A 26,643-nucleotide genomic window follows, 5' to 3' on the forward strand; every position below is an offset into this window, starting at 1 on the left:
TGTCAGCAGCAGGGTGAGAATTCGCTCCGGATCGGCGCGGCGGGCAGCCGGATCAGGCGACCAAACGAGCCGAGGCGAGCGTTGCTGACGCCTTGTCGATCCAGGCAGCGGATGCCGCGGCCACCTCGGCATCGCTCGTCGGGGCCGGCACCGGCAACGCTGCGCCCGGTTCGCTCCAGTTGGTGATCGGCGCCGGAGTCCAGGACAGCGCGGTCGGCTCACCGCTGGTCTCACCGCGCAGTGCGGCTTGCTCGGTCGTAATGGCCTCGGTGAGCTCGGTCGCGATCTCCCTGGCTTTCAACCCGTGAAAGATGACCTCGGTGTCGTCCGAGCTGCGGGCTACCAGGGTCCAGGCGCCGTGCTCGCCGACCAGCGCACTGAGCTTGTCGTGCAGCAGCTCGAAGATTCGCTCGTCGCGCAATACCGGAGCCGGAGCGATACTCATCCCTGCGCTCGCGGCCAAACGTCGGCGTCGACGACCAAACATGACAAGCCCCTTCCAAACACACGATCACTCTGTTGCAGCCAGCAACAAACTTCTTCGTCCATTTTCGGTGACATAATGCCTGTGGGACGGTGGACACGCCGCAAAAGCGCGGAAGTCAGCTCGCAATCTTGCGTTTATTGGCATCTTCGATGACGGTGCCGACGGCGACAGCGGCGCTCAGAGCCCAGCCGAGCCACAGCATTACCAGGCGCCAATCCCGGGGGCCGTGCCGCGTGGCCTGCACGGTGTTCCAGCCGCCGGCAATCACGCCGATCATCGCACTATTGAATACGAACTTTCGCATGTGAACCTCCGGCATCAGGTTACCCGGGAATGGGCGCGGAACGGCTGGTAACCTTGGTAGGGCAACACAGGTGTGCACGTCGGGTGTGCCCGGAACGGATGATCCATTACTTCTTCAGCCGAATCCACACGGTCCCAGACTGACCTAGCAGCGCCCATCGTGCCCGTCGATACTCCGGCCGGCACCTACACGCTCGTCGTCGTCTCGAACCGCCTGCCGGTGGATTATGAGGAGGGTGCCGACGGCGCCGTCACCTGGCGTACGTCGCCCGGCGGGCTGGTCACCGCGCTCGAACCGCTGATGCGCTCTTCGCACGGAGCCTGGGTCGGCTGGCCGGGCGTCGCCGACCGCGACTTCGAACCGTTCGAGAACGACGGCATCTCCCTCGTACCGGTGCGGCTGAACGAAGCCGACATTGAGGACTACTACGAGGGCTTCTCCAACGACACCCTGTGGCCGCTGTACCACGACGTCATCGCGCCGCCGAGCTTTCACCGCGAGACCTGGGATGCCTACGTCGCGGTCAATCGCCGATTCGCGGCCGCCGCCGCAGCGGTGGCCGCCCCGGGTTCCACGGTCTGGGTGCACGACTACCAGCTGCAGCTCGTGCCGCGCATGCTGCGCGAAGCCCGCCCCGACCTGGTCATCGGATTCTTCAATCACATTCCATTTCCGCCATATGGCATATACGCGCAGCTGCCCTGGCGCAAACAGATCCTGCACGGCCTGCTCGGCGCCGACGTCATCGGCTTTCAACGGGGAGCGGATGCCGGCAACTTCTCCCAAGCGGTGCGTCGCCTCTACGGCTATCCCACCCGCGGCGTCGTCATCGACGTACCGACCGGCGAGAACGGCGACAGCCGACGCGTCATCGCCAAACACTTTCCGATCTCGATCGACGCGGCCGCCTACGAAGAACTCGCCCGGCGCCCCGAGATCCAGGCCCGCGCACGGCAGATTCGTGAAGACCTTGGCAACCCGAAAACCCTCATGCTCGGCGTCGACCGGCTCGACTACACCAAGGGCATCGGGCACCGCATCAAGGCCTTCGGAGAACTGCTCGCCGACGGACGCCTGAGCGTCGAAGATGTCACCCTGGTGCAGGTCGCCAGCCCGTCCCGCGAACGCGTCAGCACCTACATGGCCCTGCGCGACGAGATCGAACTCGCAGTCGGCCGCCTCAACGGTGATTTCTCCACCATCAGCCACACCGCCATCAGCTACCACCACCACAGTTACCCGCGCGAAGAAATGGTCGCGATGTACCTCGCCGCCGACGTGATGCTGGTCACAGCCCTGCGCGACGGCATGAACCTCGTCGCCAAGGAATACGTGGCCGTGCGCTTCGACGTGGACGGCGTTCTCGTTCTAAGCGAGTTCGCCGGCGCCGCTGACGAACTCAAACAGGCCATCCTGATCAACCCGCACGACATCGACGGCACCAAGGATGCGATCGTGCGCGCGGTCGAGATGCCCAAACGTGAGCGCACCAGACGTATGCGCGCGCTCCGCCGCAAGGTCGCCGAGAACGACGTCGCTGCCTGGTCGGCGTCGTTCCTGCGCGCGCTCACCGGGGGAGCGGCAGTACCGGCCGGAATCCCGGACGACCTCGATCAGGCGCTGCAGAGCATTGCCGGCGCCGAAAATCTGCTGATCGCCCTCGACTTCGACGGCACCCTCGCCCCCCACGTCGACCACCCCGAAGACGCCCGCGCCATCGCCGGCACCCGGGAAGCAGTGCAGGCCCTCCTCGACCTGCCGGGCGTGCGCGTCGCGTTCGTTTCCGGCCGGGCACTGGTCAGCCTGCAACACGTCGCCCAGCCGCAGAGCGCGGTGCTGCTCACCGGCTCGCACGGCATCGAGGTGCAGCTGGACACCCCCGAGATCGAGCTCAACCTGCTCTCCACCGAACTCGAGCAACTCGACACCCTCGCCCGGGTGCTCGAAACCATCTCCGGGTCCATTGCCGGCACCACGATTGAACGCAAGCCCGCCGGCCTGGCCTTGCACACCCGCCTGGCCACCGAGAAAGACGGCCAGACCGCGCAGGGTCAGGCGCGCGACCAACTCGGTGACCAGCTGCCAGGGCTGACCATTCGAGAAGGCAAGAACGTGCTGGAATTCTCGGTGCGCTCCAGCACCAAGGGTGATGCCCTCGCGAAACTGCGCGATTACACCGGCGCCGACCGAGTGTTCTACGCCGGCGACGACGTGACCGACGAGGATGCCTTCGCCGCCCTCGACGAGGATGACGTCGGTCTCAAAATCGGTCAGGGCGCAACCCTCGCCGGCTACCGGGTGCGCAGCCCGCAGGAGGTCACCCAGGTTCTGGTGCGCATCGCCGCATTGCGCTCTGGCCGTTCGCTCTGACCGGGCCCGCCAAGGTTCTAGACTCGGAAGCATGTCTGAGATCGATGTGAAACCCCGTAGCCGCGACGTCACCGATGGGATCGAGGCCACCACCTCCCGTGGCATGCTCCGTGCTGTCGGCATGGGCGACGCTGACTGGGACAAGCCCCAGATCGGTATTGCGAGCTCCTGGAACGAGATCACACCCTGCAATCTCTCGCTGGACCGCCTAGCCCAGGCCGCTAAAGAGGGCGTGCATTCCGGCGGCGGCTACCCGCTGCAGTTCGGCACCATCTCCGTCTCCGACGGCATCTCCATGGGGCACGAAGGAATGCACTTCTCCCTCGTCTCCCGTGAAGTCATCGCGGACTCCGTCGAGGTCGTCATGCAGGCCGAACGCCTCGACGGCAGCGTACTGCTGGCCGGCTGCGACAAGTCCCTGCCCGGCATGCTCATGGCCGCCGCCCGCCTCGACCTCGCGAGCGTGTTCCTCTACGCCGGATCGATCGCCCCGGGGTGGGTCAAGCTCAGCGACGGCACCGAAAAAGACATCACCATCATCGACTCGTTCGAAGCCGTCGGCGCAGTGAAGGCCGGGCGAATGAGTGAAGCGGATGCCAAACGCATCGAGTGCGCGTTCGCTCCGGGTGAGGGCGCTTGCGGCGGCATGTACACCGCCAACACCATGGCGAGCGTCGCTGAGGCCCTCGGAATGAGCCTGCCGGGGTCGGCGAGCCCGGCATCCGCTGATCGTCGCCGCGACTACTTCGCCCGCCGCTCCGGCGAAGCCGTCGTCAACATGCTGCGCCTCGGCATCACCGCCCGCGACATTCTTACCCGCAAGGCGTTCGAGAACGCCATCGCCGTGGCCATGGCCTTCGGCGGATCCACTAACGTCGTGCTGCACCTGCTCGCCATCGCCCGCGAGGCCGAGGTCGAGCTCACCCTCGACGACTTCAACCGCATCGGCGACAAGGTTCCGCACATCGGCGACCTCAAGCCCTTCGGCAAGTACGTCATGAACGACGTCGACCGTCAGGGCGGCGTTCCCGTCGTCATGCGCGCGCTCCTTGAAGCTGGCCTGATTCACGGCGACGCGCTCACCGTCACCGGCAAGACCGTGGCCGAGAACCTTGCCGAGATCGACCCGCCCGACCTCGACGGCGAGGTGCTGCGCACCCTTGACAACCCCATTCACAAGAGCGGTGGCATCACCATCCTCAAGGGCACGTTCGCCCCCGAGGGGGCTGTGGTGAAGACCGCCGGATTTGACGCGACCGTGTTCGAAGGACCGGCTCGGGTGTTCGAGCGGGAACGCGGCGCGATGGACGCGCTTACCGACGGCAAAATCTACAAGGGTGACGTGGTCATCATCCGCTATGAAGGACCCAAGGGTGGGCCGGGTATGCGCGAGATGCTGTCGATCACGGCCGCCATCAAGGGCGCGGGCCTCGGCTCCGATGTACTACTATTAACGGACGGTCGATTCTCAGGCGGCACAACCGGACTGTGTATCGGCCACATAGCACCCGAAGCGGTGGACGCAGGTCCAATCGCCTTCGTGCGCGATGGGGATCTGATACGGGTCGATATCGCAGCTCGCACGCTGGACCTACTGGTCGCACCTGCAGAGCTGGCAGCTCGCCGAGAAGGCTGGGAGCCTCTTCCCCCGCGCTACACCCGTGGCGTACTTGCAAAGTACGCCAAGCTCGTGCACTCCGCCGCTGAAGGCGCCATCACGGGGTAACAACTCGTACCGGCTAGCCCGGGTGCCCGGTGGGCACATTGTTAGATGTCGAAACGACCGATTTCGAAGTAGGGATTCAACGATCATGACCACGGAAACCAGTCCCGTGCCCTCGGCCCCCGCTTCTGCGGAGCCGGAAATGCTCACCGGCTCGGGCGCGATCATTCGCACCCTTGAACTGCTCGGCGTCACTGACGTCTTCGGTATCCCCGGCGGCGCCGTTATTCCGCTCTATGACGAGCTCATGACCCAGACCAAAATTCGCCACATTCTGGTGCGGCACGAACAGGGCGCCGGCCACGCAGCCGAGGGCTACGCCTCTGCCACCGGTCGCGTCGGCGTCGCCATCGCCACGAGCGGTCCGGGCGCCACCAACCTCGTCACCGCCATAGCGGATGCCTACATGGACTCGGTTCCGTTGCTCGCGATCACCGGCCAGGTCTTCTCCACCTCGATGGGAACGGACGCCTTCCAGGAGGCCGACATCATTGGCATTACCATGCCGATCACGAAGCACTCCTTCTTGGCCCGTACCGCGGAAGAGATTCCGGCCGCGATCGCTTCGGCCTATCACATCGCATCGACCGGCCGCCCCGGCCCGGTGCTCGTGGACATCACCAAGGACGCGCAGCAAAACCTCGCGCCGTTCATCTGGCCGCCCAAACTCGACCTGCCCGGATACCGGCCGATCGTGAAGGCCCACGGCAAGCAGGTGCAGGCGGCAGCCCAGCTGCTGCTCGCCGCGAAGAAGCCCGTGCTGTACGTGGGCGGCGGTGTCATTCGCGCCCACGCATCCGCTGAACTGCTCGCGCTGGCTGAGGCGACCGGTGCACCCGTCGTAACCACCCTCATGGCCCGTGGTGCCTTCCCCGACTCGCACCCGCAGCACCTCGGCATGCCGGGCATGCACGGCACGGTTCCGGCCGTGCTCTCGCTGCAGGAAAGTGACCTCATCATTTCGCTCGGAGCACGCTTCGACGACCGGGTGACCGGAAAGATCAGCGAATTCGCGCCCAACGCGAAGATCGTGCACGTTGACGTCGACCCGGCGGAGATCTCCAAGATCCGCCTGGCCGATGTACCCATCGTCGGTGATGCCAAGGACGTCATTGCTGACCTGACTTTGGCCTGGGCCGACGCCGCCCAGGGGACTGCCGCCGACACGACCGAGTGGTGGACCTATCTGCACGGCCTGAAGGAGGAGTTCCCGCTCGGTTTTACCGAACCGACCGACGGACTGCTGGCCCCGCAGTATGTGATCCAGCGCATCGGTGAGCTCACCGGCCCCGAAGCCGTGTATGCGGCCGGCGTCGGCCAGCACCAGATGTGGGCGGCGCAGTACATCAAGTACGAACGCCCCAACTCCTGGCTCAACTCCGGCGGCGCCGGCACCATGGGCTATTCCGTGCCCGCGGCCATGGGTGCCAAGGTCGCCGAACCCGACCGTGTGGTCTGGTCGATCGACGGTGACGGCTGCTTCCAGATGACTAACCAGGAACTCGCGACCTGCACCATCAACAAGATTCCGATCAAGGTCGCGATCATCAACAACTCCTCGCTCGGCATGGTGCGCCAGTGGCAGTCGCTGTTCTACGACGGACGTCACTCATTCACCGACCTCAACACCGGTCACGGCACCGCCATGGTGCCGGACTTCGTCAAAATGGCGGATGCCTATGGCGCGCTCGGCATTCGCGTCACCAGCAAGGACCAGGTTGATGACGCCATCAAACTGGCCCTCGCCACCAACGACCGCCCGGTCGTGATCGACTTCATCGTGAGCCCCGGCGCCATGGTCTGGCCGATGGTTCCGCAGGGAGTCAGCAACAGCTTCGTGCAGTACGCCAAAGACCACGCACCGACCTGGGGAGAAGAATAACCGTGACGAGCCACGTTCTGAGTCTGCTCGTCGAGGACAAGCCCGGCCTGCTCACGCGCGTCGCCGGCCTGTTCGCGCGCCGCGGCTTCAACATTGAAAGCCTCGCCGTGGGCCACAGCGAGATCCCCAGCCTGTCCCGCATCACGATTCTGGTCGACGTCGAAGACATACCGCTCGAGCAGGTGACCAAGCAGCTGAACAAGCTGATCAACGTCATCAAGATTGTCGAGCTCGACCCGGCCCAGTCGGTGCAGCGCGAACACCTCCTGATCAAGGTCAAGGTCGACAACACCACCCGTTCTCAGGTACTCGAAGCCGTGAATCTGTTCCGAGCCCGCGTCGTCGACGTTTCAACGGATGCCGTCGTGATCGAGGTCACCGGCGACAGCGGAAAGACGCAGGCGTTGCTGCGCGTGCTCGAGCCGTTCGGCATTCGCGAGCTCGCGCAGTCGGGCCTGCTCGCCATCGGCCGCGGTAGCAAGTCGATCACCGAGCGCGTCTTCAAAAACTAACGTTTTCAGCTTTTTCTAACAATCAATTCACGAGGAGAGATACACATTGTCTGAGATTTTCTACGACAAAGACGCCGACCTGTCGATCATTCAGGGCAAGAAGGTGGCCGTCATCGGCTACGGCTCGCAGGGTCACGCCCATGCACAGAACCTGCGCGACTCCGGCGTTGAGGTCAAGATCGGCCTGAAGGACGGCTCCAAGAGCAAGGCCAAGGCCGAAGAAGCTGGCTTCACCGTGCTCTCCACGGCGGATGCCGCTGCCTGGGCCGACGTCATCGTCATCCTCGCCCCCGACCAGGTGCAGCGTCACCTCTACAAGGACGACGTCCTTCCGAACCTGACCGCCGGTAAGGCGCTCGTCTTCGGTCACGGCTTCAACATCCGTTTCGGCTACATCACGGCTCCCGACGGCGTCGACGTCGTCATGGTTGCCCCCAAGGGACCCGGCCACACTGTGCGCCGCGAATTCGAAGCCGGTCGCGGCGTTCCCGTGATCGTCGCCGTCGAGAAGGATGCCTCTGGTAACGCCTGGCCGCTCACCCTGAGCTACGCCAAGGCGATCGGTGGCCTGCGCGCCGCCGGTATCAAGACCACCTTCACCGAAGAAACCGAAACCGACCTGTTCGGCGAGCAGGCCGTGCTCTGCGGTGGTACCTCACAACTGATCCAGTACGGCTTCGAGGTTCTCACCGAAGCCGGCTACCAGCCGCAGGTCGCCTACTTCGAGGTGCTGCACGAGCTCAAGCTCATCGTCGACCTCATGTGGGAGGGCGGCATCGCCAAGCAGCGTTGGAGTGTCTCCGACACTGCCGAGTACGGCGACTACGTCTCCGGCCCGCGCGTCATCGACCCGAGCGTCAAAGAGAACATGAAGGCCGTTCTCGCCGACATTCAGAGCGGCGCGTTCGCCGAACGTTTCATTGCCGACCAGGACAACGGCGGCGTGGAATTCCTCGCCCTGCGCAAGAAGGGCGAAGAGCACCCGATCGAGGCCACCGGCCGCAGCCTGCGCAAGCTGTTCGCGTGGAACGCGTCGAACGACGACGACTACACCGACGGATCCGTGTCGCGCTAGCGGTTTCCGCTTAACTGCATCACGAAGGGGCCCTCGTTCGCGAGGGTCCCTTCGTGCGTTCACAACGAAAGACTGGTCGGTATGGCAATTCCCGGCACCAGCACCCGCCGGTTGCGTGTGGTGCGGCATAGCCTGGCGACCGTCGCCATGGTCGGTGTCGTGCTGTATGTGCTCATCGACGTGGTGCTGCAGTTTTTGCCGCCGCATTACAGCCCGATCAGCGACGCCGAGAGCAATCTCGCCGTCGGCCCGTACGGCTGGATCATGAACCTCAACTTTCTCGGCCGCGCCGTGTTCTGCGTTGCCGTCGTCGTCGCGATTGCCCTGACCGCGCGGGCCCTGCTGCCCCGGCGTCGGGACGTACTACTCGGTCTGGGCCTCGCGCTGCTGCTCATCGGGGGAGCCAGCTCGGCGGTACTCGCCGTCTTTCCGACCGACATCAGCGCTTCCCACGAGAGCACGCTGCAGACCTCGACCACGGTCGGCGTCATTCATCTCGCCGTCGCATCCTTCGGCTTCGTCACGGCGCTCATCGCTATCGGGCTGCTGACGATCTGGCTGCGGGTTCGAGGCCTGCTGCCGAGGGTGCTGCCCTGGGCGATTGCGTTCTCGGCGATCACCCTGGCCGGGCTGTTGCTGGTCGTCGCGGCCAGTGTCTGGCTGCCCGGCATCGTCGGTCTCGCCGAACGTGTGGCCCTGGTCGGGATTCTGGGGTGGACCCTTTCGGTGAGCGCCGGCATCCGTCGCCGGCCAAACCGTCAGCATCGGCAGCAACCGGATACTCTGGAAAAATGAATGCCACACGCGACGACGATGCGCTGAACTGGGCCGGCGACGACGACCCGACCCTGGTGCCGACGGGAAGCGGTCGGGCCGCGCCCGAACCAACCGGCCTACCGGAGGGATGGACTATCCCAGAGCAGTCAGTGTCAGCCCAGCGAGCGGTCGAAACCGAGCCGGCCGATGCCGGCACTGAATCGGATGCCGAACCGGATGCCGAACCGCAGAGCGCAGCGGTCAGTTCGGTCGCCCTCGTCGGCATGGGCATTCTCGCCGGCATGTACCTGCTGTACACGATCGGCTGGTTCATTGGAGTCGCTCGCATCGAGAAGCCGATCAGCGACCCGGTCGCCGAATTTATGTTCTCCCTCGGCGCCTGGCTCGCCGTGGCAGCGCCGCTGGTTTGGTTCGGGGGCACCTTCTGGCTCACCACGAGCCGTCCGCGGGCCCGACTGGTCTGGCTTCTGATCGGCGTCGTCGTTCTCGCCCCGCTGCCCTTCATTATCGGATCAGGACCGGGCTCATGAGTGACACAGACGGGCGCACCGGCGACGCGACCACAGCCATCCGTCGTCGACCGCCGCGCTGGCTGCTGCTCGTGATCGCGATCTTCTTCGGGCTGTTCTATGCCTACGACGTGTGGGAAGCCATCGGCAACCTGGCCCTGCTCAACCTGCTGGCGCAGTCACTTGACACCCAGCTGAGCGCTTTCGGCTGGACCGTGCTGATTTTCGCGGTGATCCTGCCGATTCTGGTCTACGCGCTGGCCTACTGGCTCGGACGTAACCGGGCTTTCGGCGTGCAGGCCCTGACCCTGTTGGTCGGGCTCTGCGTGGTTGCCGCTGTATCGCTGGACCTCGGTGCCGTATTCAGCCTGGCCCGATTGATCGTCTAGTCAGAGCACCGCGAGAACGATCAGGATCATCAGCACCAGCTGGGCGATGAGCCGGGGGACGAACGGAATCGCCACCCGCCCAAAGCGCTTCGGATGGCGCGCAGCGTAGGCGTTGGCCGGAAACACCGCAGCCAGAAAGAGCACCAGCGCCCCGGCCGCGAGCACCCTGGTCGAGGGAACGAGCAGGCCAACGCCGCCGACAATCTCGCATACTCCGGTGAACAGTACGAGATTGACCGGGCTGGCCAAACCATCCCGGCGTAGGCGCGGCGGAATCATCGCCGCCATGGTGCGCTTGACCGCCGGTAGAAAATGGGTGACTCCGGCGCCGATGAGTACCACGGCGAGAATCACGCGCAGAACCAGTTGGAGTCCGTCTATTACGTCGCTGCTCATTGGTCTATTGTGCAGCCGGTAGGGTGGAAATCGAGTAGCGCCCTTTGTCGCGCCGCCGACACTTGCAATCTAAGGATCCGATTTTATTGTCGAAGCCCGTCGTCCTGATCGCCGAAGAACTTTCCCCCGCCACCGTTGATGCCCTCGGGCCCGACTTTGACATTCACCACGTCGACGGTACGGATCGCTCCGCGCTGTTCGCCGAGCTCGCCACCGCGCAGGCAGTTTTGGTGCGCTCAGCCACCAAAATGGATGCCGAAGCCATCAAAGCGTCGCCCTTTCTGAAGGTCATCGCCCGCGCCGGCGTCGGCCTGGACAACGTTGACATCAAGGCCGCCACCGCAGCCGGTGTCATGGTCGTCAACGCACCAACCTCCAACATCATCTCGGCCGCCGAGCTGACCGTTGGTCACATCCTGAGCTTGGCCCGGCACATTCCGGCCGCGTCAGGCGCCCTCGCCGACGGAGCCTGGAAGCGCTCCAAGTACACCGGCGTCGAGCTCTACGAAAAGACCATCGGCATCATCGGCCTCGGCCGTATCGGTGCGCTCATCACCGCCCGAATGCAGGCGTTCGGTACCAACGTCATCGCCTACGACCCCTACATCACCTCGGCCCGCGCCCAGCAGCTCGGCGTGACCCCGGTCACCCTCGACGAACTGCTCGCCCAGTCCGACTTCGTCACGATCCACATGCCGAAGACCCCCGAGACCACCGGCATGATCGGTGCCGCCCAGCTGGGGCTGATGAAGCCCACCGCGTTCGTCGTCAACGTCGCCCGCGGCGGACTCATCGACGAAGACGCACTGCACGAAGCCCTCGTCGCCGGCACCATCGCCGGCGCCGGCCTCGACGTGTTTGTCAACGAACCGCCGACCGGTTCGCCGCTGCTCGGACTCGACAACATCATTACCACCCCGCACCTCGGCGCTTCGACCGACGAAGCGCAGGAAAAGGCCGGCGTCTCCGTCGCCAAGTCCGTGCGCCTCGCGCTCTCCGGCGAACTCGTTCCCGACGCGGTCAACGTGGCCGGCGGCGTCATCGACCCCTACGTGCGCCCCGGCATCCCGCTGGTCGAGAAGCTCGGCCAGGTGTTCTCCGGCCTCGCCGCGCACAGCCCGCTCACGAGCGTCGACATCGAGGTGCGGGGCGAACTCGTCGAGTACGACGTCAGCGTGCTCAAGCTCGCTGCGCTCAAGGGCATCTTCACGAACGTGGTCAGCGAAACCGTCTCGTACGTCAACGCACCGCTGCTGGCCGAGCAGCGCGGTGTCACGGTGCGCATGCTCACCGACGCCGAATCGCCCGAGTACCGCAACGTGATCACGCTGCGTGGTGCCCTCGCCGATGGTTCGCAGGTCTCCGTCTCGGGTACCCTCACGGGCACCAAGCAGATCGAGAAGATCGTCGAGATCAACGGCTACGACGTGGAGGTTCCCTTCGCCAAGAACCTCATCGTCATGCTCTACGCCGACCGCCCGGGAATCGTCGCCGTGTACGGTCGCGAATTCGGCGAGGCTAACATCAACATCGCCGGCATGCAGATCGCCCGTCACGTGGCCGGCGGCAAGGCGCTCAGCGTGCTGACCGTCGACTCCGAGGTTCCGGCCGGACTGCTCACCGCGGTGCGCGCCGCGATCGACGCCGAGATCATGGTGGCGATCGACCTCACCGAATAGGCCTGTTTAGAACGGATGCGAGTGGGCGCCTGCCCTGTAGGCGCCCACTCGTGTATCTCTAGGAGCCGGGCAGAAGCCGGCCGATCAGGGCAATCAGCCGCGCCATCGCCGCATCCGTGGGATCCTGCGGTGCCAGCTCGTTCTCGGCCAGTGAACTGTTGACGTAGAGACCGTCGCTGATCAGCATGATCGCCTGGGCGGTATCCGGGTCGTGCACGGCCTCTTCGATCACCGACAGCCAGCGCCGACGAATATCGGCGAGCACCTGCATGGCACGGGGATCCCGGCCCTGGGCCAAACGCGACCCGGCAATATAGGCGCGGTCGAGGGGACTGCCGGTGTGCACCGAGGTGCGAATGAGATAGTCGACTGGGCCGGCCGGGGCGGTGCGAATATTTTCGGCGTCCTGCAGGGCGAGCGCGTCCAACCGTGCCAGAACACCGTCGACCAGGGCGTCCTTCGACGCGAAGTGGTACAGCAGACCGCCCTTGGAGACTGCAGCGGCCGCCGCGACGGCATCGAGCGTCGCCGACCGCTCGCCGCCCTCGACCAGCAGGTCTTCGAAGGCGTCGAGCAGACGATCCCGGGTGGGAACGGATGGTGCGGCAGCATTTTTCGGCATATGGGCCATGGTAACGAACACGCAAACTCTCGGTCGGGCACGGGCGAACTAGACAACTATACCGTCTAGCCGGTACAGTTACATTTGTTGCTCCGCCCGTGGCGGTCGAGAAAGAACCCAGAAAGTGAATGAGATCGTGTCTGCCCCCGCTGTTCCCACCAATTCCATTACCCTGCCCGGTATCGCCTCGAACCACGCCGACCAAAGCCGTGCGGCAGAGAGTCGAAGCAGCGAGACGCGGGCAGCCGGATCGGCCAGCACCGCGGCATCCGCTTTGCCAGTACGGCACGACCGCAGGCGCTGGTGGGCCCTCGCGGTGCTCATGCTACCGGTACTGCTCGTGTCGATCGACAACACCGTGCTCAACTTCGCCCTGCCGGCGATCTCCACGGCCACCCTGCCGAGCGGTGTGCAGCTGCTCTGGATGGTTGACATCTACCCTCTCGTGCTGGCCGGACTGCTCGTGGCAATGGGCAGCCTGGGCGACCGCATCGGACGTCGCCGCCTGCTGATGATCGGTTCGGCCGGCTTCGGTGTGGTCTCGGTGTTCGCGGCCTTCGCCCCGAGCATCGAGGGGCTCATCATCGCCCGCGCCGCCCTCGGATTCTTCGGCGCCATGCTCATGCCGTCGACTCTGTCGCTGCTGCGTTCCACCTTCGTCGACCGCGACCAGCGTCGCCTCGCTATCGCGATTTGGGCCACCGGCTTTGCGGCTGGCAGCGCCCTTGGCCCGGTGGTCGGCGGCATTCTGCTCGAGCACTTCGCCTGGGGCTCGGTCTTTCTGATCGCCGTTCCCGTTCTGCTGCCGCTGCTCGTGCTGGCGCCAATTCTGGTGACCGAATCGCGGGATCCGCACCCGGGGCGCATCGACCTGCTCAGTATTGCCCTCTCACTCGGCACCATGCTGCCGATCGTCTACGGCATCAAGAGCATCGCCGAGCACGGCGTGACCTGGATCACGGTCGCCCCGATCGCGCTCGGACTGGGGCTCGGCGTCTGGTTCGTGCGTCGACAGCTGCATGTGCCGAACCCCATGCTCGACATGGGGCTGTTTCGACGCGGCGCTTTCAGCGGCGCGGTCGGCGTCAACCTGCTCAGTGTCACGGCGCTGGTCGGCTGCCTGTTTTTTATCTCGCAGCACCTGCAACTCGTGCTCGGGCTGTCGCCGTTGAACGCCGGGCTGGTGCTCGTTCCCGGCCTGGCCGCGATGATCGTGGCCGGACTGCTGATCGTGCCGATTGCACGCCGGGTACGGCCGTCGCGGGTGGTGCCCGTGGCGCTGCTGGTGTCGGTGGCTGGATTCGCGTCGATCGCGCTGCGCGGCGGTGCAATCGATGCGTTCTGGATCGGCGTCGCCTTCGTGCTGCTCGGCATCGGAATCGGCGCGGCCGAAACCGTCTCGAACGAGCTCATCGTGGCGACCGCGCCGGCCGACAAGGCAGGGGCGGCATCCGCTGTGTCTGAAACAGCCTACGAACTGGGAGCGGTGCTCGGAACGGCCGTACTCGGCACCATCCTCACCGTGTCTTACCGGGCGGCAGTACTGTTGCCGGACGGCCTGAGCGCGGCCGACCGGCTGGCGGCGGGGGAGACTCTCGGCGGAGCGGTGTCCGTGGCCGGCCATCTTTCGCCCGTGGCCGGGGAGCAGCTGCTCGAGTCGGCCCGACACGCCTTCGACAGCGGTGTGGGCCTGACCGCCTGGATCGGCGTCGCGCTGGTGCTCGGAGCGGCCGTCGTGGCGCTGCTGTCGCTACGCCGGGCCCGCTAAAGCCCGCGAAAGCGGGTGACGCGTTGTTTCGCGAGTGCTCAAGCAACACTTCACCCGCTTTCGCGAGCTGTGGGTTAGAGGTCGTCGATCGAGTTCTCGCGACGCGTGACCTGCTCGCCGTTCGCCGGGTCGGCGATCGTGCGGGTGGTGCTCACGCTATTGCGGCGGCGGGTCATCAGTACGATGCCGAGGATCGTCACGAGCGCTCCGGCCGCGAGCAGAATATAGCCGACGAGCGTCAGATCAATGCCGGTGACGGTCACGTCGAGGGCCCACACCAGAATGGCGCCGACGACGAGCAGAAAGATTCCTAGTCCGATACTCATGATTTCCTGCTTTCCGTTGGTGGTGCGCTAGGGACAAGCCTAGGCACTTCGGTGAGAAAGGTAAGGTTTGACTATACGCAATTCAGGTGATCATTGACTGTTTCGGAGCCACATGTCTCGTACTATCAAACTCGCTGTCATTCCCGGAGACGGGATTGGACCGGAAGTTGTCGCCGAGGCCGTGAAGGTACTCGGCGCCGTCACTGCCCGCGATGACGTCACGATTGAGACGAGCACCTTTCAGCTGGGCGCCGCGCGGTTCCTCGAAACCGGTGATGTACTCACGGATGCCGACCTCGCGTCGATCCGGCAGCATGACGCGATTCTGCTCGGTGCTGTCGGCGGCGTTCCCGGCGACCCACGCCTGAAAGACGCCAACATCGAGCGTGGGCTGCTGCTCGGCCTGCGCTTCGCACTCGACCACTACGTGAACCTGCGGCCCTGCACGATCTACCCCGGCGTCACGAGCCCGCTCGCCGCGCCCGGCGTGGTCGACTTCGTCGTCGTGCGCGAAGGTACAGAGGGCCCCTACGTGGGCAACGGCGGCGCCATCCGTCGCGGCACGCCGCAGGAAGTCGCCAACGAGGTGTCGGTGAACACCGCCTACGGGGTGGAACGCGTTGTGCGGTACGCCTTCGAGGTGGCCCAGGGTCGCGAGCGCAAACGCCTCACCCTCGTGCACAAGACCAACGTGCTCGTTTTCGCCGGCGGCCTGTGGCAGCGCATCGTGAACGAGGTGGCCGCCGAGTACCCCCAGGTTGCGGTTGATTACCTGCATGTCGACGCGGCGACCATTTTCTTCGTCACGAATCCGAGTAGATTCGATGTACTCGTCACCGATAACCTTTTTGGCGATATTCTCACCGACCTGGCAGCGGCAATCAGCGGCGGCATCGGCTTGGCGGCCTCCGGCAATATCAACCCGACGGGTCGCTTTCCCAGCATGTTCGAGCCGGTGCACGGCTCGGCCCCCGATATCGCAGGCCAGCAACTCGCCGACCCGACCGCGGCCATCCTCTCGGTGGCACTGTTGCTCGATCATCTCGGGCTGACGGATGCCGCGGCTCGCGTCAACGAGGCGGTCGCCGACGACCTTGCTCGCCGCTCCGCTCTCGTGCGACGCAGCACCGCTGAGGTGGGAGACGCCATCGTGACCCTTCTGACAGACAAGGTACTGAAATGACCGTGACTTTCCCCCTGACTTTTGCCCTCACTCCGTCGACCGACGCGCGCGCCGAGACCGAACGGGAAGAGATTCTGGCCGACCCGGGCTTCGGCAAGCACTTCACCGACCACATGGTCACGATCGACTGGTCGGTCGAAGCCGGCTGGCACGACGCGCGGGTCACCCCGTACGGCCCCCTGCTGCTCGACCCCGCCTCCTCGGTGCTGCACTACGGCCAGGAGATTTTCGAGGGCCTCAAGGCCTACCGGCACGCCGACAAGTCGATCTGGACCTTCCGGCCCGAAAAAAATGCGCAGCGTCTCCAGCGTTCCGCCCACCGCCTCGCGCTGCCCGAACTGTCGGTGGCAGACTTCATCGAGTCGGTCAAGCAGATGATTGCCATCGACGGCGATTGGGTGCCCTCCGCGCCCGAGACCAGCCTGTACCTGCGTCCGTTCATGATCGCCAATGAGAGCTTTCTCGGGGTGCGTGCCGCCCACAAGGTGAGTTTCTACGTGATCGCGAGCCCCGCCGGCGCCTACTTCGCCGACGGCGTCGCCCCGGTGAAGATCTGGCTCTCGACCGAGTACTCCCGCGCCGGCCGCGGCGGGACCGGCGCCGCCAAATGCGGCGGAAACTACGCCGCCTCGCTGCTGCCGCAGATGGAAGCCTATGAGAACGGCTGCGCCCAGGTGCTCTTTCTCGACGGGGAGACCGGCAGCCACATCGACGAATTGGGCGGCATGAACGTGTTCTTCGTGCACGGCACCGACACGCTCGTCACGCCGCGCCTGACCGGATCTATCCTCGAGGGCGTCACCCGCGACAGCATCATGCAGCTCGCGCGCGACCGCGGAATGACCGTGGAGGAGCGCGAGGTGACCCTGGGGGAGTGGCGTGAGGGTGTCGCATCCGGCGCCATCACCGAGGTCTTCGCCTGCGGAACCGCCGCCGTGGTCACGCCGATCGGTCAGGTCAAGGCGAAGGACTTCACCATCGGCGACCCGGATGCCCCCGCCGGTCGGATCACCCTGTCGCTTCGGCAAGAACTCACCGACATTCAGTATGGACGCGTGCCCGATCGTCACGGCTGGCTCACTCGACTAAACTGAAGCTTTTGGCCCTGTCTCGGGGCCGCGGAAGGCGCACAACGTGAAGATCGCACGCTATAGCTACCAGGGCGCCATTGCGTTCGGCATTGTTGACGAGCACGAACTGGTCGTTCTCGCGAGTGACCCGATGTTCGCCGGCTTCGACACCACCGGCGACCGCGTGGCTTTGGCTGACGTGAAACTGCTCGCCCCGGTGATTCCGCGCTCCAAGATCGTCGCGGTGCAGCAGGCGGGCGCCGAGCCGGTGTTTGTACTGAAGCCCAACACTGCCGTCGTCGGGCCAGGCGACGCCATCGTGCTGCCGGCCGCCTCCGAACGTGTCGAGGTCGACGGCCAACTCGCCATTATTATCGGCAAGATTGCCAAGAATGTCTCGGTAGCGGATGCCACCGGCCGCGTCTTCGGCTACACCGTCGCCACGGTCGTCACCGCGACCGACCTCGCCGAGCGGGATACGACCCGGGCCGGCGCCTTCGACACCTTCCTCCCGTTCGGACCCGTCATTGAGACCGACTTCGACGACGCGGCCACACCGCTGCGCGGCCTGATCAACGATGAGGAATTTCAGGCGGTGGAGCTCGGCGACGACGATTCGACCCCGACGGAGGAGACCGTCGCGGCCCTCGTCGCGTACGCCTCCAGCGTGTTCACCCTGCTGCCGGGCGACGTGATTCTGGCCGGGCCGATGGACACCGCCGCCGCCGTCGAGGACGGCGACACGGTCTCGATGTCCATCGCAGGCATCGGAACCCTGGTGAACCCGGTCGTTCGCCCGGCCTGAGTTCGTGCGCCCCGTCGCTCCGGGCGCAGGTTCGGTAGCTGGGCGCACCGTATAACCTGCGCCTGGCTACACAAGGTGCGCCCGGACAAATAACTTGATCTTGTGGCTCAGATCACAGGGTCCGGGAACCAGTCCCTGATCTGGTTCGACGCCGTGGACAGCAGGGCGATCGCCTCGTCGCGGTTGACCCGGGCCATCAGCATCGCGCTGATCGACAAGGAAGTCAGGGTGCGCACGCGCTCGTCGACGGATTCCGCCGCTGACGGCGACGGGGCTGCGGCGTTTTCGAGCGCGTGTCTTAACGCCTCGGCCAGTTCGATGCGATACCCCTCCACGACTGCGCGGGTCGGCTCGTCGTGCGCGGCGAGGCCGACCGCGCAATTGACCAGAAGGCATCCGGTCTGCGCTGAGTCGGGGGCCTGCGTGACCGTTGCGCGGGCGAGGCCGGCGAAGTACTCGAGCAGGGCTGAGGAATCGCGGGGGCCCGCTCGCAATCCGGCCAGCCGTGGCCGGATCACCGTCTCCAGATAGTCGGTGACCGCGGCGTCGAAGAGCCCGCGTTTGCTCCCGAACGCGTGGTACAGGCTGGACCGCCCGACGCCCGTGGCCGCCTCCAGTTCGGCCAGGGATGCGCCGTCAAACCCCTTGTCCCAGAACAGGTTTCGCGCAGCCTGCACGACCACTCCGCTGTCAAAGGTCTGCATCCGCCCCATGTTCGCTCCTTGAATCCTGTCCGACGATCGGACAATTTTGTGTACCGATGAGTCTACTTTATAGTAAAACGATCGTTCTAGAACTAGCAGAGGAGCCGACCATGGCGTCAAATACCGTCAGTACCCAGATCCAGCTCGTAAATCGTCCCGTCGGTTGGCCGACGGATGCGGACTTCCGCACCGTGACTGTCGACCTGCCGGAGCTTGCAGTCGGCCAGATTCGAGTCGCGAATGAATTCATCTCCGTCGACCCGTACATGCGTGGCCGGATGAACGATGTGAGGAGCTACATACCGCCGTTCGTGCTCGGTGAGACCATGACCGGCGCGGCTGTCGGCCGCGTCATCGCCTCCGCAAACGAGGCGTTCGCCATCGGCGACGTCGTCACCCATCAGTACGGCTGGCGTGACCTGGTGCAGGAGGACGCCGCCGGCTTCAGGGTTGTTCCCGAGCTCCCCGGCGTTCCGGCCTCCGCTTACCTCGGCGTGCTCGGCATGACTGCACTGACTGCCTATGTCGGCCTGCTCGAGATCGCACAGCTCAAAGAAGGCGACACCGTGTTCGTCTCCGGCGCAGCGGGCGCGGTCGGCAGTATGGTCGGCCAGATCGCCCGGCTCAAGGGGGCCAAGCGCGTCATCGGCTCGGCCGGATCGCCCGAGAAGGTGGCCCTGCTCACCAGCAAGTACGGCTTTGACGCCGCGTTCAACTACAAGGACGGATCCATCACAGACCAGCTGGCCGTCGCAGCGCCAGACGGCATCGACGTTTATTACGACAATGTCGGAGGTGAACACCTCGAGGCAGCCCTCGCGTCGTTCAACGACGGCGGGCGTGCTGCCCTGTGCGGCGCGATCTCGCTCTACAACAGCACGGATGCCCCGGCCGGCCCCAACAATATGTCCAACATCGTCACCCGCGGCCTCACCCTCACGGGCTTCACGATCGGCAACTACTGGTCGCACCTCCCGGCGTTCTCCGCCGAGATGGCGAACTGGTTGGCTTCCGGCGAGATCGTCTTCGACGAGACCATCGTCGACGGCGTCGAGAACACCGTCGCGGCGTTCCTCGGCCTCATGCGCGGCGAGAACACCGGAAAGATGGTCGTGCGCACGGGCGAAACTGTTCCGGCGCTCTGAGCCGAATTAACACGCACGATTCCACGAAAGATTTCACAGTAAATGGAGACACTATGACTCACGTACTTTTCGTAGTCAGCGCCGCTGACCACTGGACCCTCACTGACGGCAGCCAGCACCCCACCGGATACTGGGCAGAGGAGCTCGCTGAGCCGCACCGCCTGTTCACTGCGGCCGGCTGGCAGATCAGCATCGCCACACCGGGCGGCGTGGCTCCGACAATCGATGCGGTCAGCCTCCGTGCGGACGCGGCCGGCGGAGAGGAGCGTGTGGCGCAGCTCATCGACTACATCGGAACCATTTCCGCTCAGCTCGACGAACCGCTCAGCCTCAACGACATCAACGTTGGCGATTACGACGTGGTCTTCTACCCGGGCGGTCACGGCCCGATGGAAGACCTCGCCTTCGACGCCGTGTCGGGGAGCATTCTCACCGAAGCGCTCGACACCGGTCGCATCCTCGGCGTACTCTGCCACGCTCCAGCCGCGCTGCTCGCTGCCAAGCGCGCCGACGACAGCTGGCCGTTCACCGGCTACCGGATGACCGGCTTCACCGACGCCGAAGAGGTTCTCGGCGGACTGGCTCCGAAGGCTCCGTGGCTCGTGCAGAGCCGTCTGGTCGAACTGGGAGCCGATTTCATCGCCGGTGAATCGTTCGCGCCGCACATGGAGATCGACCGCAACCTGTATACCGGCCAGAACCCTGCTTCGTCGGGTGCCCTCGCCGAGGCGATCATCGCGGCCGTCGCCGATAAGGCATAACGGCGGGCGACGTCGGGCCCAGGGGCCCGACGTCGCTGACAGCGAATGTTCGCCCGGCGTTGTCTAGCCGCGGCGCAGCGCGTCCAGCACGGCGTCCACGTCGTCCCGATCGTTCCAGAGGTGGAACGCCACGCGGGCTCGACCGGCGCGGCCTGATGCGGTGATTCCGGCGGCGGTGAGGCGAGCGAGGTCGCGGCCACCGGCATCCGGCCAGCTGATGATGGCCTGGCCGAGTCGGGGCAGGTCGAGTCCATCACACAGGGCGTCGCCGAGGGCCACGTTGTGGGTGGCCACCTCGGCCAGGTCGAGGCGGCGGAACAGGTCGATGGCCGGCTCGGCGCCGACCCAGGCGGGCCAGGCCGGCGACACGTCGAACCGGCGGGCATCGGAAGCAAGCGCCATCGCCGGACCGTAGCAGGAGGCCCACAGGTCGTCTCCCGCGTACCATCCGGCGTTGATCGGGTGCAGTTGTGCGGCGAAAGTCTCGGCGACCGTGAAGAACCCAACGCCGCGCGGGGCGCCGAGCCACTTGTAGCTGTGGCAGATGGTGGCGTCGAACAGCGAGGCGTCGACCGGCATCCACCCGGTAGCTTGGGTGGTGTCGCAGAGGGTGAAGGTGCCCGTTGCACGGGCGGCGGCCCGGATGGCGTCGCTGTCGGCGAGGGTTCCGGTGGCGGACTGCACGAGCGAAAACGCGACCAGCCACGTGTTCGCGGTGAGGCTCGTGGCCAGGTCGGCCAGATCCACCTGCCGCACGGTCACTCCGCGGTGCGCCTGGGCGAGGAACGGGAACACCATCGAGCTGAAGTCGCCACGCGGCAGCACGACTTCGGCGCCATCGGGGATGCTGGCGGCGACCAATCCGGCCATGACCGAGGTCTGCGAGCCGATCGCCACGCTGTGGGGTGTGACGTTCACCAGATCGGCGTACCCGACGCGTACCCGCTCGACGACCTCACCGTAACGGGAGGCACAGGCTTGGCCGCCGGCCCAGGCCTCGGTATCGGCGCGCATCGCAGCGATCGTTTCGATCGTGGGCAGTCCGAGGGTGCAGGCCGCGAGGTAGCCGCGGCCCGAAGTGTAGCGGGTGCGGGCTTCGGCGAGGGTCACGGTGCTCGTGCTCGTGTAAGCGATCATGCCGGTGCCCGGGTGGGTGGCCGTATTGGCGGTGGGGCTGCTCGTGCTCGTTGCTGCAGGGCTCATATTTCTAGTGTGACCACCCAGCACTCATGCGACAACGGTCAGTATTCGATGCAATGCATAACCAGCGATTATGATTGAGCGCATGATCCATCTGCCCGGCGAGAGCCCCGACCTCGACGCCAACGCCCTGCGGGTCGTGCGGGCGGTGCACGAAACCGGATCCATCACCGCAGCGGCCGTCGCCCTCGGTTACAGCCAGCCGGCCGTGAGTCAGCAGCTCAAACGGCTTGAGCAGCGGCTCGGACTCTCCGTGGTTGAGCGGGTCGGGCGTGGCGTTCGCCTCACCGAAGCCGGCCTCGTGCTGGCGCGGCACGCCGTGACCGTGGCCACCGCGCTCGATGCGGCGGCCGGGGAGATCGCCGAGCTGCAGGGGCTGCGCGCCGGGCTCGTGCGTCTCGTGGCGTTTCCGTCGGCATCCGCTACCCTGGTGCCGAGCCTGCTGGCCCGCATGAAGGCGCGGCATTCCCAGATCAGCGTCACCTATCTGGAGGCGGAGCCGCCGGAGGCCGTCGCCGCCGTGCGTGAGAACCGTGCCGATCTGGCCATCACGTTCAGTTACCCGGGGGACCGGGTGGATCCGCACCGGGATAGCGCTCAGGGGTTGCGGGTGGCGACCCTGCGGCGAGATGAGATGATGCTCGTGCTGCCGGTCGGGCATCCGCTTGACAGCGTTACCCCGATCGACCTGGGCGAGCTCGCCGACGAGAACTGGGTGGCCGGCTGCCCGCGCTGCCGTGGACACTTGCTCGACCTGTGCGATCGGCGCGGATTCGCGCCGCGCATCAGCTACGAGACTGACAACGTTGCCGCCGTCTTCGGCCTCGTTGAAGCGGGCATCGGTGTTGCGCTGCTGCCGGCCCTCGCGATCGAGTCCGTCGGCCGGCGCGCGGGTGTCTCGATTCGCGCCACGACCGGACGTGATCATCGCACCCTGCACGCCGTGACGGCGGCCCGGGCCGAGCGCGTGCCCGCCCTGGCTGCGGTATTGCGCGTGCTTGATGCGATCTCGCTGGTTGGACGTTAGTTCGGATCCCGGGCCCATCTTATGAAAGCGGGCCCACGATTGATCATGGGCCCGCTTTCTGGGCCCGGGCCCGGAAAGAAGTAGGTCAGGAATCGCGCAACTAGAATCATGAGTAATGTCTGACACCACTGCACACCCGTTCTCAACCGCCACCGGAACCGACGTTCGCGTGCGGTTCTGCCCCTCGCCGACCGGAACGCCCCACGTGGGCCTCATCCGCACCGCCATGTTCAACTGGGCCTATGCCCGGCACACCGGCGGCAAGATGATCTTCCGCATCGAGGACACCGACGCCGCCCGTGACAGCGAAGACAGCTTTCTGCAACTCGTCGACGCCATGCGCTGGCTGCAGCTCGACTGGGACGAAGGCGTCGACGTCGGCGGCCCCCAGGCGCCGTACCGCCAGAGCGAGCGCTACGACATCTATCTCGGCGTCATCGAGAAGCTCAAGGACAGCGGCCACATTTACGAGAGCTTCGTCACCGGCGAAGAGATCGAAAAGCGCAACCGCGACCTCGGGCGCGACCCCAAGATGGGCTACGACAACTTCGAGCGCGACCTAACCGAAGACCAGAAGGCCGCCTACCGGGCCGAGGGCCGCTCCCCGGCGCTCCGCCTGCGCGTGCCCGACACCGAGCTCTCCTTCGACGACCTCGTGCGCGGTGAAATCACCTTCCCGGCCGGCTCGTTCAGCGACTTTGTGGTGGTGCGCCCGAACGGGCATCCGCTCTACCCCTTCGTCAACCCCGTCGACGACGCCCTCATGGGCGTTACCCACGTGCTGCGCGGCGAAGACCTGCTCTCGTCGACGCCGCGCCAGATCGCGTTGTACCACGCGCTCATCGACATCGGCGTGACCACGTTCGTGCCGCGTTTTGGCCACCTCCCCTACGTCATGGGCGACAAGAACAAGAAGCTCAGTAAGCGTGACGCCGAGGCGAACCTGTTTCTGCACCGCGACCGTGGATTCATCCCCGAGGGCCTGCTCAACTACCTCGCCCTGCTGGGCTGGTCGCTCTCGCACGACCGCGACGTTTTCTCGATCAATGAGTTCACGGCCGCCTTCGACGTCGTGAATGTCAACCCGAACCCGGCCCGCTTCGACCTCAAGAAGGCCGAGTCGATCAACGGCGACCACATTCGCCAGCTCGATGCTGCCGACTTCGCCGCCCGGCTGGTGCCCTACCTGGTGACCGCCGGCGTGTTCGGCGAGAATCCGAGCGAGGCCGAACTGGCCCTGCTCGCCCAGGGAGCACCGCTCATCCAGGAGCGCATCGCGCTGCTCGGCGAAGCCCCCTTCATGCTCGGATTTCTGTTCGTGACCGGCGCCGACCTGGTTCTCGAAGCGGATGCCCTCGCCTCGCTTCCGCAGAACGCCGCCGACATTCTCGGCGCAAGTCGCACCGCACTGGAAAGTATTCCGTCTGCGGAATGGACTACCGATCGCGTACACGCCCTGCTTGCCGAGACGCTCATTGAAGGCCTCGGCCTCAAGCCGCGCGTTGCCTTTGGGCCCCTGCGCGTCGCGCTCTCGGGTCGCAAGATCTCGCCGCCGCTGTTTGAATCCATGGAAATCCTCGGTCAGGCCGAGACCCTGGACCGCCTGGATCGGGCCCTGGCTGCAATTTCGGCAGCCTGACGCTCGGGCCGGAGGGGCTTCGACTCGCCGGGGGACACCCCGGTTTGGCCTCTCCTGCCCGAGTGAGCTAGGCTACTACTCGGCCCGATCTTCGGATTAGGCATTGGGGTATGGTGTAATTGGCAACACGGATGATTCTGGTTCATTTGTTCTTGGTTCGAGTCCAGGTACCCCAGCACTAAAAGGCGCAGGATTCCGCGGCGAAATCACTTATCGCCCACCCTGTCGAGTAGGCCCAAAACGGGCCGAATTACCACAAACTACACCACAAACCCCCTTGGGGATTGTTTGCGCGTTGTTGCGCCCGGCCCCGTACGGGCCTGTCCCGGCCTGATCGGGCTGCTCACGGCTTCCGTGGTGCACCTATTGCGTATGGACGCGACGACGCAAATCACACCCACGTTTCTCACCCAGCGCGAGCTCGCGGAGCTGCTCCGAATGCCCGAGCGTACGCTCGAGGACTGGCGTCTGATGCAGACGGGGCCGCCCTATATCAAGCTCGGCCGACTCGTGCGTTACGACGTGCAGGACGTGCTCACCTGGGTTCACGAACACCGCCATGGTTAGGCCACAGATCGCGGCTGGCGAAGTGGGCTCAATCGACGTGCAACAGTTGGCGAGCGGCCGATACCGCGCCCGCGGCACCAGCCGTGACGACAGCGGGGCACGGCACCGCCACGCCGTGACGGCCGATACCCGCGACGAAGCTATCGCCGAGATCCATCGGCAATCGAGAGCCATGGCCACCGGCGGCGCCGGAGCCCTCTCGCCGTCGAACACCGTCGCTGACGCGGTTGAGCTGTGGTTGTCTCAGGTACTCACCCGCGCCAAAGCGGGCAGCCTTTCCTATTCGACGTACGAATCGTACGAGACAACGGCCCGCGTCATTATCGTGCCACGTTGTGGGGGAGTGCGGCTTGATCACCTGACAGTCGGTCGCTGCGACCGCATCCTGCAGCGCATTCTTGAGGAGGAGACGATCTCGAAAGCCCGACGAGCCCGCGCGGTGCTTAGTCTCGTGTGTGGCTACGCCGTGCGCGACGACGCTCTGTTGCAGAACCCCGTACGCGACGTGCAACGCCTGCCGATGTCACCCCGCAAGGAATCCGCCCTCACGCCGGCGCAAATCACCGCCATCCGCGGGCTCATGCAGGTGTGGCGGCTCACACGCGACGACGGTCCCCGGCCCAACTACCGTGCCCTGATCGACGGCATGGACATCATGATCGGCACGTCCTTGCGCGTCGGCGAGTGCATCGGACTGCGCCGCTGTGATGTCGACATCACGACGCTGCCGCCGACGCTCATCGTGAGCGGCACGATCGTGAGCACAAAGGCTCAAGGAACGCACCGCAAGAACTCTCCTAAGCGGTCACGGCAACGGCGGAGCATAGCCTTGCCGTCGATGGCCGCAGCGGCGGTGCGACGGCGGCTGGCACTTGCGGAGCAGGATCCGGAGGCTTTCCTGTTTCCCACCAGGACTGGTCGCTCCCTCAGCGTCAGCAACTACGAGCGCCTGCTACGCGCATTTGTTGAGGATGTGCGTGGTGGTCTTGTCGAACTGGGCGTCGACGTCGACGAGTACACCACGCACATCTACCGGCGCACGGCGGCCACGCTGATCGAGCGGGCGGCCGGGATCACCCTGGCCTCTCGACTTCTCGGCCATGCCAACGAGCAGACCACGCGAAACAGCTACGTGGTCACGGCCGACGTAGTCGATCCAGTGACGGCGGAAATTCTCGATGAAGTGCTCGGCGAGTGAGCGATCTCGGTGTCCAGAGGACGGTCACGGATTAACAAAAAAGACTCTCTTGGGGAGACCGCAGAATGCCTGCCCTGGACTACGTGCTCGTAGAATTTAGTCGGCACAGAATAGGACGCACCGCAACGCCCGGCAGCAAATAAAGGAAACGCACGGAAGCGTACTTTTGAATCATGGCAGTTCCTGACGGTCAGATCCGGGCGGCGCTTTTGCTCATCTAGGCGAGGGCTCAAGGGATCGAGCAGTTGGTTAGATCCCACCGGTACGTCGGAGACCACTTCTCGCAACCCGTGGGCTGCGAGACACATTGACGAGACAGATCGACCATGCACGATTGTGGAGAGCGAGGCAGAACGCATTCCGTCCAGTGACCAGGATCAGGGCATTATTGTTCAAGGGCGACGGATGAGCCGGTATGTCTCGAAACGTGTGTTTTTACTGGCGTTACCATTTTTGTAGGCAAGGACGCTTGCGAGACATTTAGAAGCGTCAATGGGGAAGCTGAAAGCGTCGAAGTAAGCAACG

General features: G+C 65.2%; 26 protein-coding genes and 1 tRNA gene. 20 read left to right on the forward strand and 7 right to left on the reverse strand.

From position 1 onward, the window contains the following. Positions 1–52: 52 nt before the first annotated feature. Together BLS91_RS14105 and BLS91_RS14110 are read right to left on the reverse strand one after the other, a co-directional pair. Positions 53–445, reverse strand: a complete 393-nt coding sequence (locus tag BLS91_RS14105) for a hypothetical protein (RefSeq protein ID WP_092341403.1) — start codon at positions 443–445, stop codon at positions 53–55. A 157-nt stretch (positions 446–602) separates the two neighbouring features. Then, the gene (locus tag BLS91_RS14110; RefSeq protein WP_092341404.1) at positions 603–791 is read right to left on the reverse strand and encodes a hypothetical protein; all 189 of its coding nucleotides are present in this window, start codon (positions 789–791) and stop codon (positions 603–605) included. A 159-nt stretch (positions 792–950) separates the two neighbouring features. On the opposite strand from BLS91_RS14110, the gene BLS91_RS14115 reads away from it, so the two are divergent. The 8 genes from BLS91_RS14115 to BLS91_RS14150 all read left to right on the forward strand — a co-directional run bounded on the left by BLS91_RS14115 (position 951) and on the right by BLS91_RS14150 (position 10,028). Further along, positions 951–3,161, forward strand: coding sequence for a bifunctional alpha,alpha-trehalose-phosphate synthase (UDP-forming)/trehalose-phosphatase (locus tag BLS91_RS14115; protein ID WP_233197416.1), 2,211 nt, complete (start codon positions 951–953; stop codon positions 3,159–3,161). Between the two features lie 31 nt (positions 3,162–3,192). Next, positions 3,193–4,887: a dihydroxy-acid dehydratase gene (ilvD, locus tag BLS91_RS14120; RefSeq protein ID WP_092341406.1), complete on the forward strand. Its 1,695-nt coding sequence runs from the start codon at positions 3,193–3,195 to the stop codon at positions 4,885–4,887. An 85-nt stretch (positions 4,888–4,972) separates the two neighbouring features. After that, positions 4,973–6,766: an acetolactate synthase large subunit gene (locus BLS91_RS14125; RefSeq protein WP_092341407.1), complete on the forward strand. Its 1,794-nt coding sequence runs from the start codon at positions 4,973–4,975 to the stop codon at positions 6,764–6,766. 2 nt (positions 6,767–6,768) lie between these two features. Then, on the forward strand, positions 6,769–7,278 hold the full coding sequence (gene ilvN / locus BLS91_RS14130) for an acetolactate synthase small subunit (protein ID WP_166792332.1): 510 nt from the start codon (positions 6,769–6,771) through the stop codon (positions 7,276–7,278). Between the two features lie 46 nt (positions 7,279–7,324). Then, on the forward strand, positions 7,325–8,353 hold the full coding sequence (ilvC, locus tag BLS91_RS14135; protein ID WP_092341409.1) for a ketol-acid reductoisomerase: 1,029 nt from the start codon (positions 7,325–7,327) through the stop codon (positions 8,351–8,353). Between the two features lie 81 nt (positions 8,354–8,434). Then, on the forward strand, positions 8,435–9,148 hold the full coding sequence (locus BLS91_RS14140; RefSeq protein ID WP_092341410.1) for a DUF998 domain-containing protein: 714 nt from the start codon (positions 8,435–8,437) through the stop codon (positions 9,146–9,148). Beyond that, positions 9,145–9,660, forward strand: coding sequence for a hypothetical protein (locus BLS91_RS14145; protein ID WP_092341411.1), 516 nt, complete (start codon positions 9,145–9,147; stop codon positions 9,658–9,660). The genes BLS91_RS14140 and BLS91_RS14145 overlap by 4 nt, the downstream gene beginning before the upstream one ends. Beyond that, positions 9,657–10,028 carry a hypothetical protein gene (locus BLS91_RS14150; RefSeq protein ID WP_092341412.1) on the forward strand — a complete coding sequence of 124 codons (372 nt, stop codon included), beginning with the start codon at positions 9,657–9,659 and terminating at the stop codon, positions 10,026–10,028. Before BLS91_RS14145 ends, BLS91_RS14150 begins: the two co-directional genes overlap by 4 nt. Here the strand turns inward: BLS91_RS14150 and BLS91_RS14155 are convergent, their stop codons facing one another. Beyond that, positions 10,029–10,424 (reverse strand): DoxX family protein, encoded by a 396-nt coding sequence (locus BLS91_RS14155; protein ID WP_092341413.1) that lies wholly within the window; start codon positions 10,422–10,424, stop codon positions 10,029–10,031. A gap of 86 nt (positions 10,425–10,510) precedes the next feature. Here BLS91_RS14155 and serA point away from each other — a divergent pair, with 86 nt between their 5' ends. After that, positions 10,511–12,103: a phosphoglycerate dehydrogenase gene (gene serA, locus BLS91_RS14160; protein ID WP_092341414.1), complete on the forward strand. Its 1,593-nt coding sequence runs from the start codon at positions 10,511–10,513 to the stop codon at positions 12,101–12,103. Positions 12,104–12,161: 58 nt separating this feature from the next. On the opposite strand, the gene BLS91_RS20975 is transcribed toward serA, so the two are convergent. Beyond that, positions 12,162–12,725 carry a TetR/AcrR family transcriptional regulator gene (locus BLS91_RS20975; RefSeq protein WP_134505267.1) on the reverse strand — a complete coding sequence of 188 codons (564 nt, stop codon included), beginning with the start codon at positions 12,723–12,725 and terminating at the stop codon, positions 12,162–12,164. 274 nt (positions 12,726–12,999) lie between these two features. Here BLS91_RS20975 and BLS91_RS14170 point away from each other — a divergent pair, with 274 nt between their 5' ends. Next, positions 13,000–14,493 (forward strand): MFS transporter, encoded by a 1,494-nt coding sequence (locus BLS91_RS14170; RefSeq protein WP_233206059.1) that lies wholly within the window; start codon positions 13,000–13,002, stop codon positions 14,491–14,493. A gap of 74 nt (positions 14,494–14,567) precedes the next feature. On the opposite strand, the gene BLS91_RS14175 is transcribed toward BLS91_RS14170, so the two are convergent. Beyond that, a complete protein-coding gene (locus tag BLS91_RS14175; protein ID WP_092341415.1) occupies positions 14,568–14,819 on the reverse strand; it encodes a DUF6458 family protein in 252 nt (83 codons plus the stop codon). A gap of 112 nt (positions 14,820–14,931) precedes the next feature. Here BLS91_RS14175 and BLS91_RS14180 point away from each other — a divergent pair, with 112 nt between their 5' ends. From BLS91_RS14180 to BLS91_RS14190, 3 genes are read left to right on the forward strand one after another with little or no spacing between them, the layout of a single operon-like run. Then, on the forward strand, positions 14,932–16,002 hold the full coding sequence (locus BLS91_RS14180; protein ID WP_092341416.1) for a 3-isopropylmalate dehydrogenase: 1,071 nt from the start codon (positions 14,932–14,934) through the stop codon (positions 16,000–16,002). Further along, positions 15,999–17,096: a branched-chain amino acid aminotransferase gene (locus BLS91_RS14185; protein WP_092341417.1), complete on the forward strand. Its 1,098-nt coding sequence runs from the start codon at positions 15,999–16,001 to the stop codon at positions 17,094–17,096. The genes BLS91_RS14180 and BLS91_RS14185 overlap by 4 nt, the downstream gene beginning before the upstream one ends. 40 nt (positions 17,097–17,136) lie before the next feature. Further along, entirely contained in the window at positions 17,137–17,877 is a 741-nt protein-coding gene (locus BLS91_RS14190; RefSeq protein ID WP_092341418.1) for a fumarylacetoacetate hydrolase family protein, read from the forward strand. Between the two features lie 107 nt (positions 17,878–17,984). Here BLS91_RS14190 and BLS91_RS14195 read toward each other — a convergent pair whose 3' ends face one another. Next, positions 17,985–18,581: a TetR/AcrR family transcriptional regulator gene (locus BLS91_RS14195; protein WP_233206056.1), complete on the reverse strand. Its 597-nt coding sequence runs from the start codon at positions 18,579–18,581 to the stop codon at positions 17,985–17,987. A gap of 110 nt (positions 18,582–18,691) precedes the next feature. Here BLS91_RS14195 and BLS91_RS14200 point away from each other — a divergent pair, with 110 nt between their 5' ends. Beyond that, the gene (locus tag BLS91_RS14200) at positions 18,692–19,726 is read left to right on the forward strand and encodes an NADP-dependent oxidoreductase (RefSeq protein ID WP_092341420.1); all 1,035 of its coding nucleotides are present in this window, start codon (positions 18,692–18,694) and stop codon (positions 19,724–19,726) included. Between the two features lie 53 nt (positions 19,727–19,779). Then, the gene (locus BLS91_RS14205; protein WP_092341421.1) at positions 19,780–20,487 is read left to right on the forward strand and encodes a type 1 glutamine amidotransferase domain-containing protein; all 708 of its coding nucleotides are present in this window, start codon (positions 19,780–19,782) and stop codon (positions 20,485–20,487) included. 63 nt (positions 20,488–20,550) lie between these two features. On the opposite strand, the gene BLS91_RS14210 is transcribed toward BLS91_RS14205, so the two are convergent. Beyond that, positions 20,551–21,624, reverse strand: coding sequence for an aminotransferase class V-fold PLP-dependent enzyme (locus BLS91_RS14210; protein WP_092341458.1), 1,074 nt, complete (start codon positions 21,622–21,624; stop codon positions 20,551–20,553). A gap of 148 nt (positions 21,625–21,772) precedes the next feature. Here BLS91_RS14210 and BLS91_RS14215 point away from each other — a divergent pair, with 148 nt between their 5' ends. The 5 genes from BLS91_RS14215 (at position 21,773) to BLS91_RS14235 (ending at position 26,118) form a co-directional block, all read left to right on the forward strand. Next, positions 21,773–22,714: a LysR family transcriptional regulator gene (locus BLS91_RS14215; protein ID WP_167552440.1), complete on the forward strand. Its 942-nt coding sequence runs from the start codon at positions 21,773–21,775 to the stop codon at positions 22,712–22,714. A 115-nt stretch (positions 22,715–22,829) separates the two neighbouring features. Then, positions 22,830–24,353 (forward strand): glutamate--tRNA ligase, encoded by a 1,524-nt coding sequence (gltX, locus tag BLS91_RS14220; RefSeq protein WP_092341423.1) that lies wholly within the window; start codon positions 22,830–22,832, stop codon positions 24,351–24,353. A gap of 104 nt (positions 24,354–24,457) precedes the next feature. After that, positions 24,458–24,529: transfer RNA gene (locus BLS91_RS14225), tRNA-Gln, on the forward strand. Positions 24,530–24,641: 112 nt separating this feature from the next. Further along, positions 24,642–24,920, forward strand: coding sequence for a helix-turn-helix transcriptional regulator (locus tag BLS91_RS14230; protein WP_241983109.1), 279 nt, complete (start codon positions 24,642–24,644; stop codon positions 24,918–24,920). After that, entirely contained in the window at positions 24,913–26,118 is a 1,206-nt protein-coding gene (locus tag BLS91_RS14235; RefSeq protein WP_092341425.1) for a tyrosine-type recombinase/integrase, read from the forward strand. Before BLS91_RS14230 ends, BLS91_RS14235 begins: the two co-directional genes overlap by 8 nt. Positions 26,119–26,643: the final 525 nt, after the last annotated feature.

It is taken from the genome of Cryobacterium flavum, from assembly GCF_900103805.1.
GTDB lineage: Bacteria > Actinomycetota > Actinomycetes > Actinomycetales > Microbacteriaceae > Cryobacterium > Cryobacterium flavum.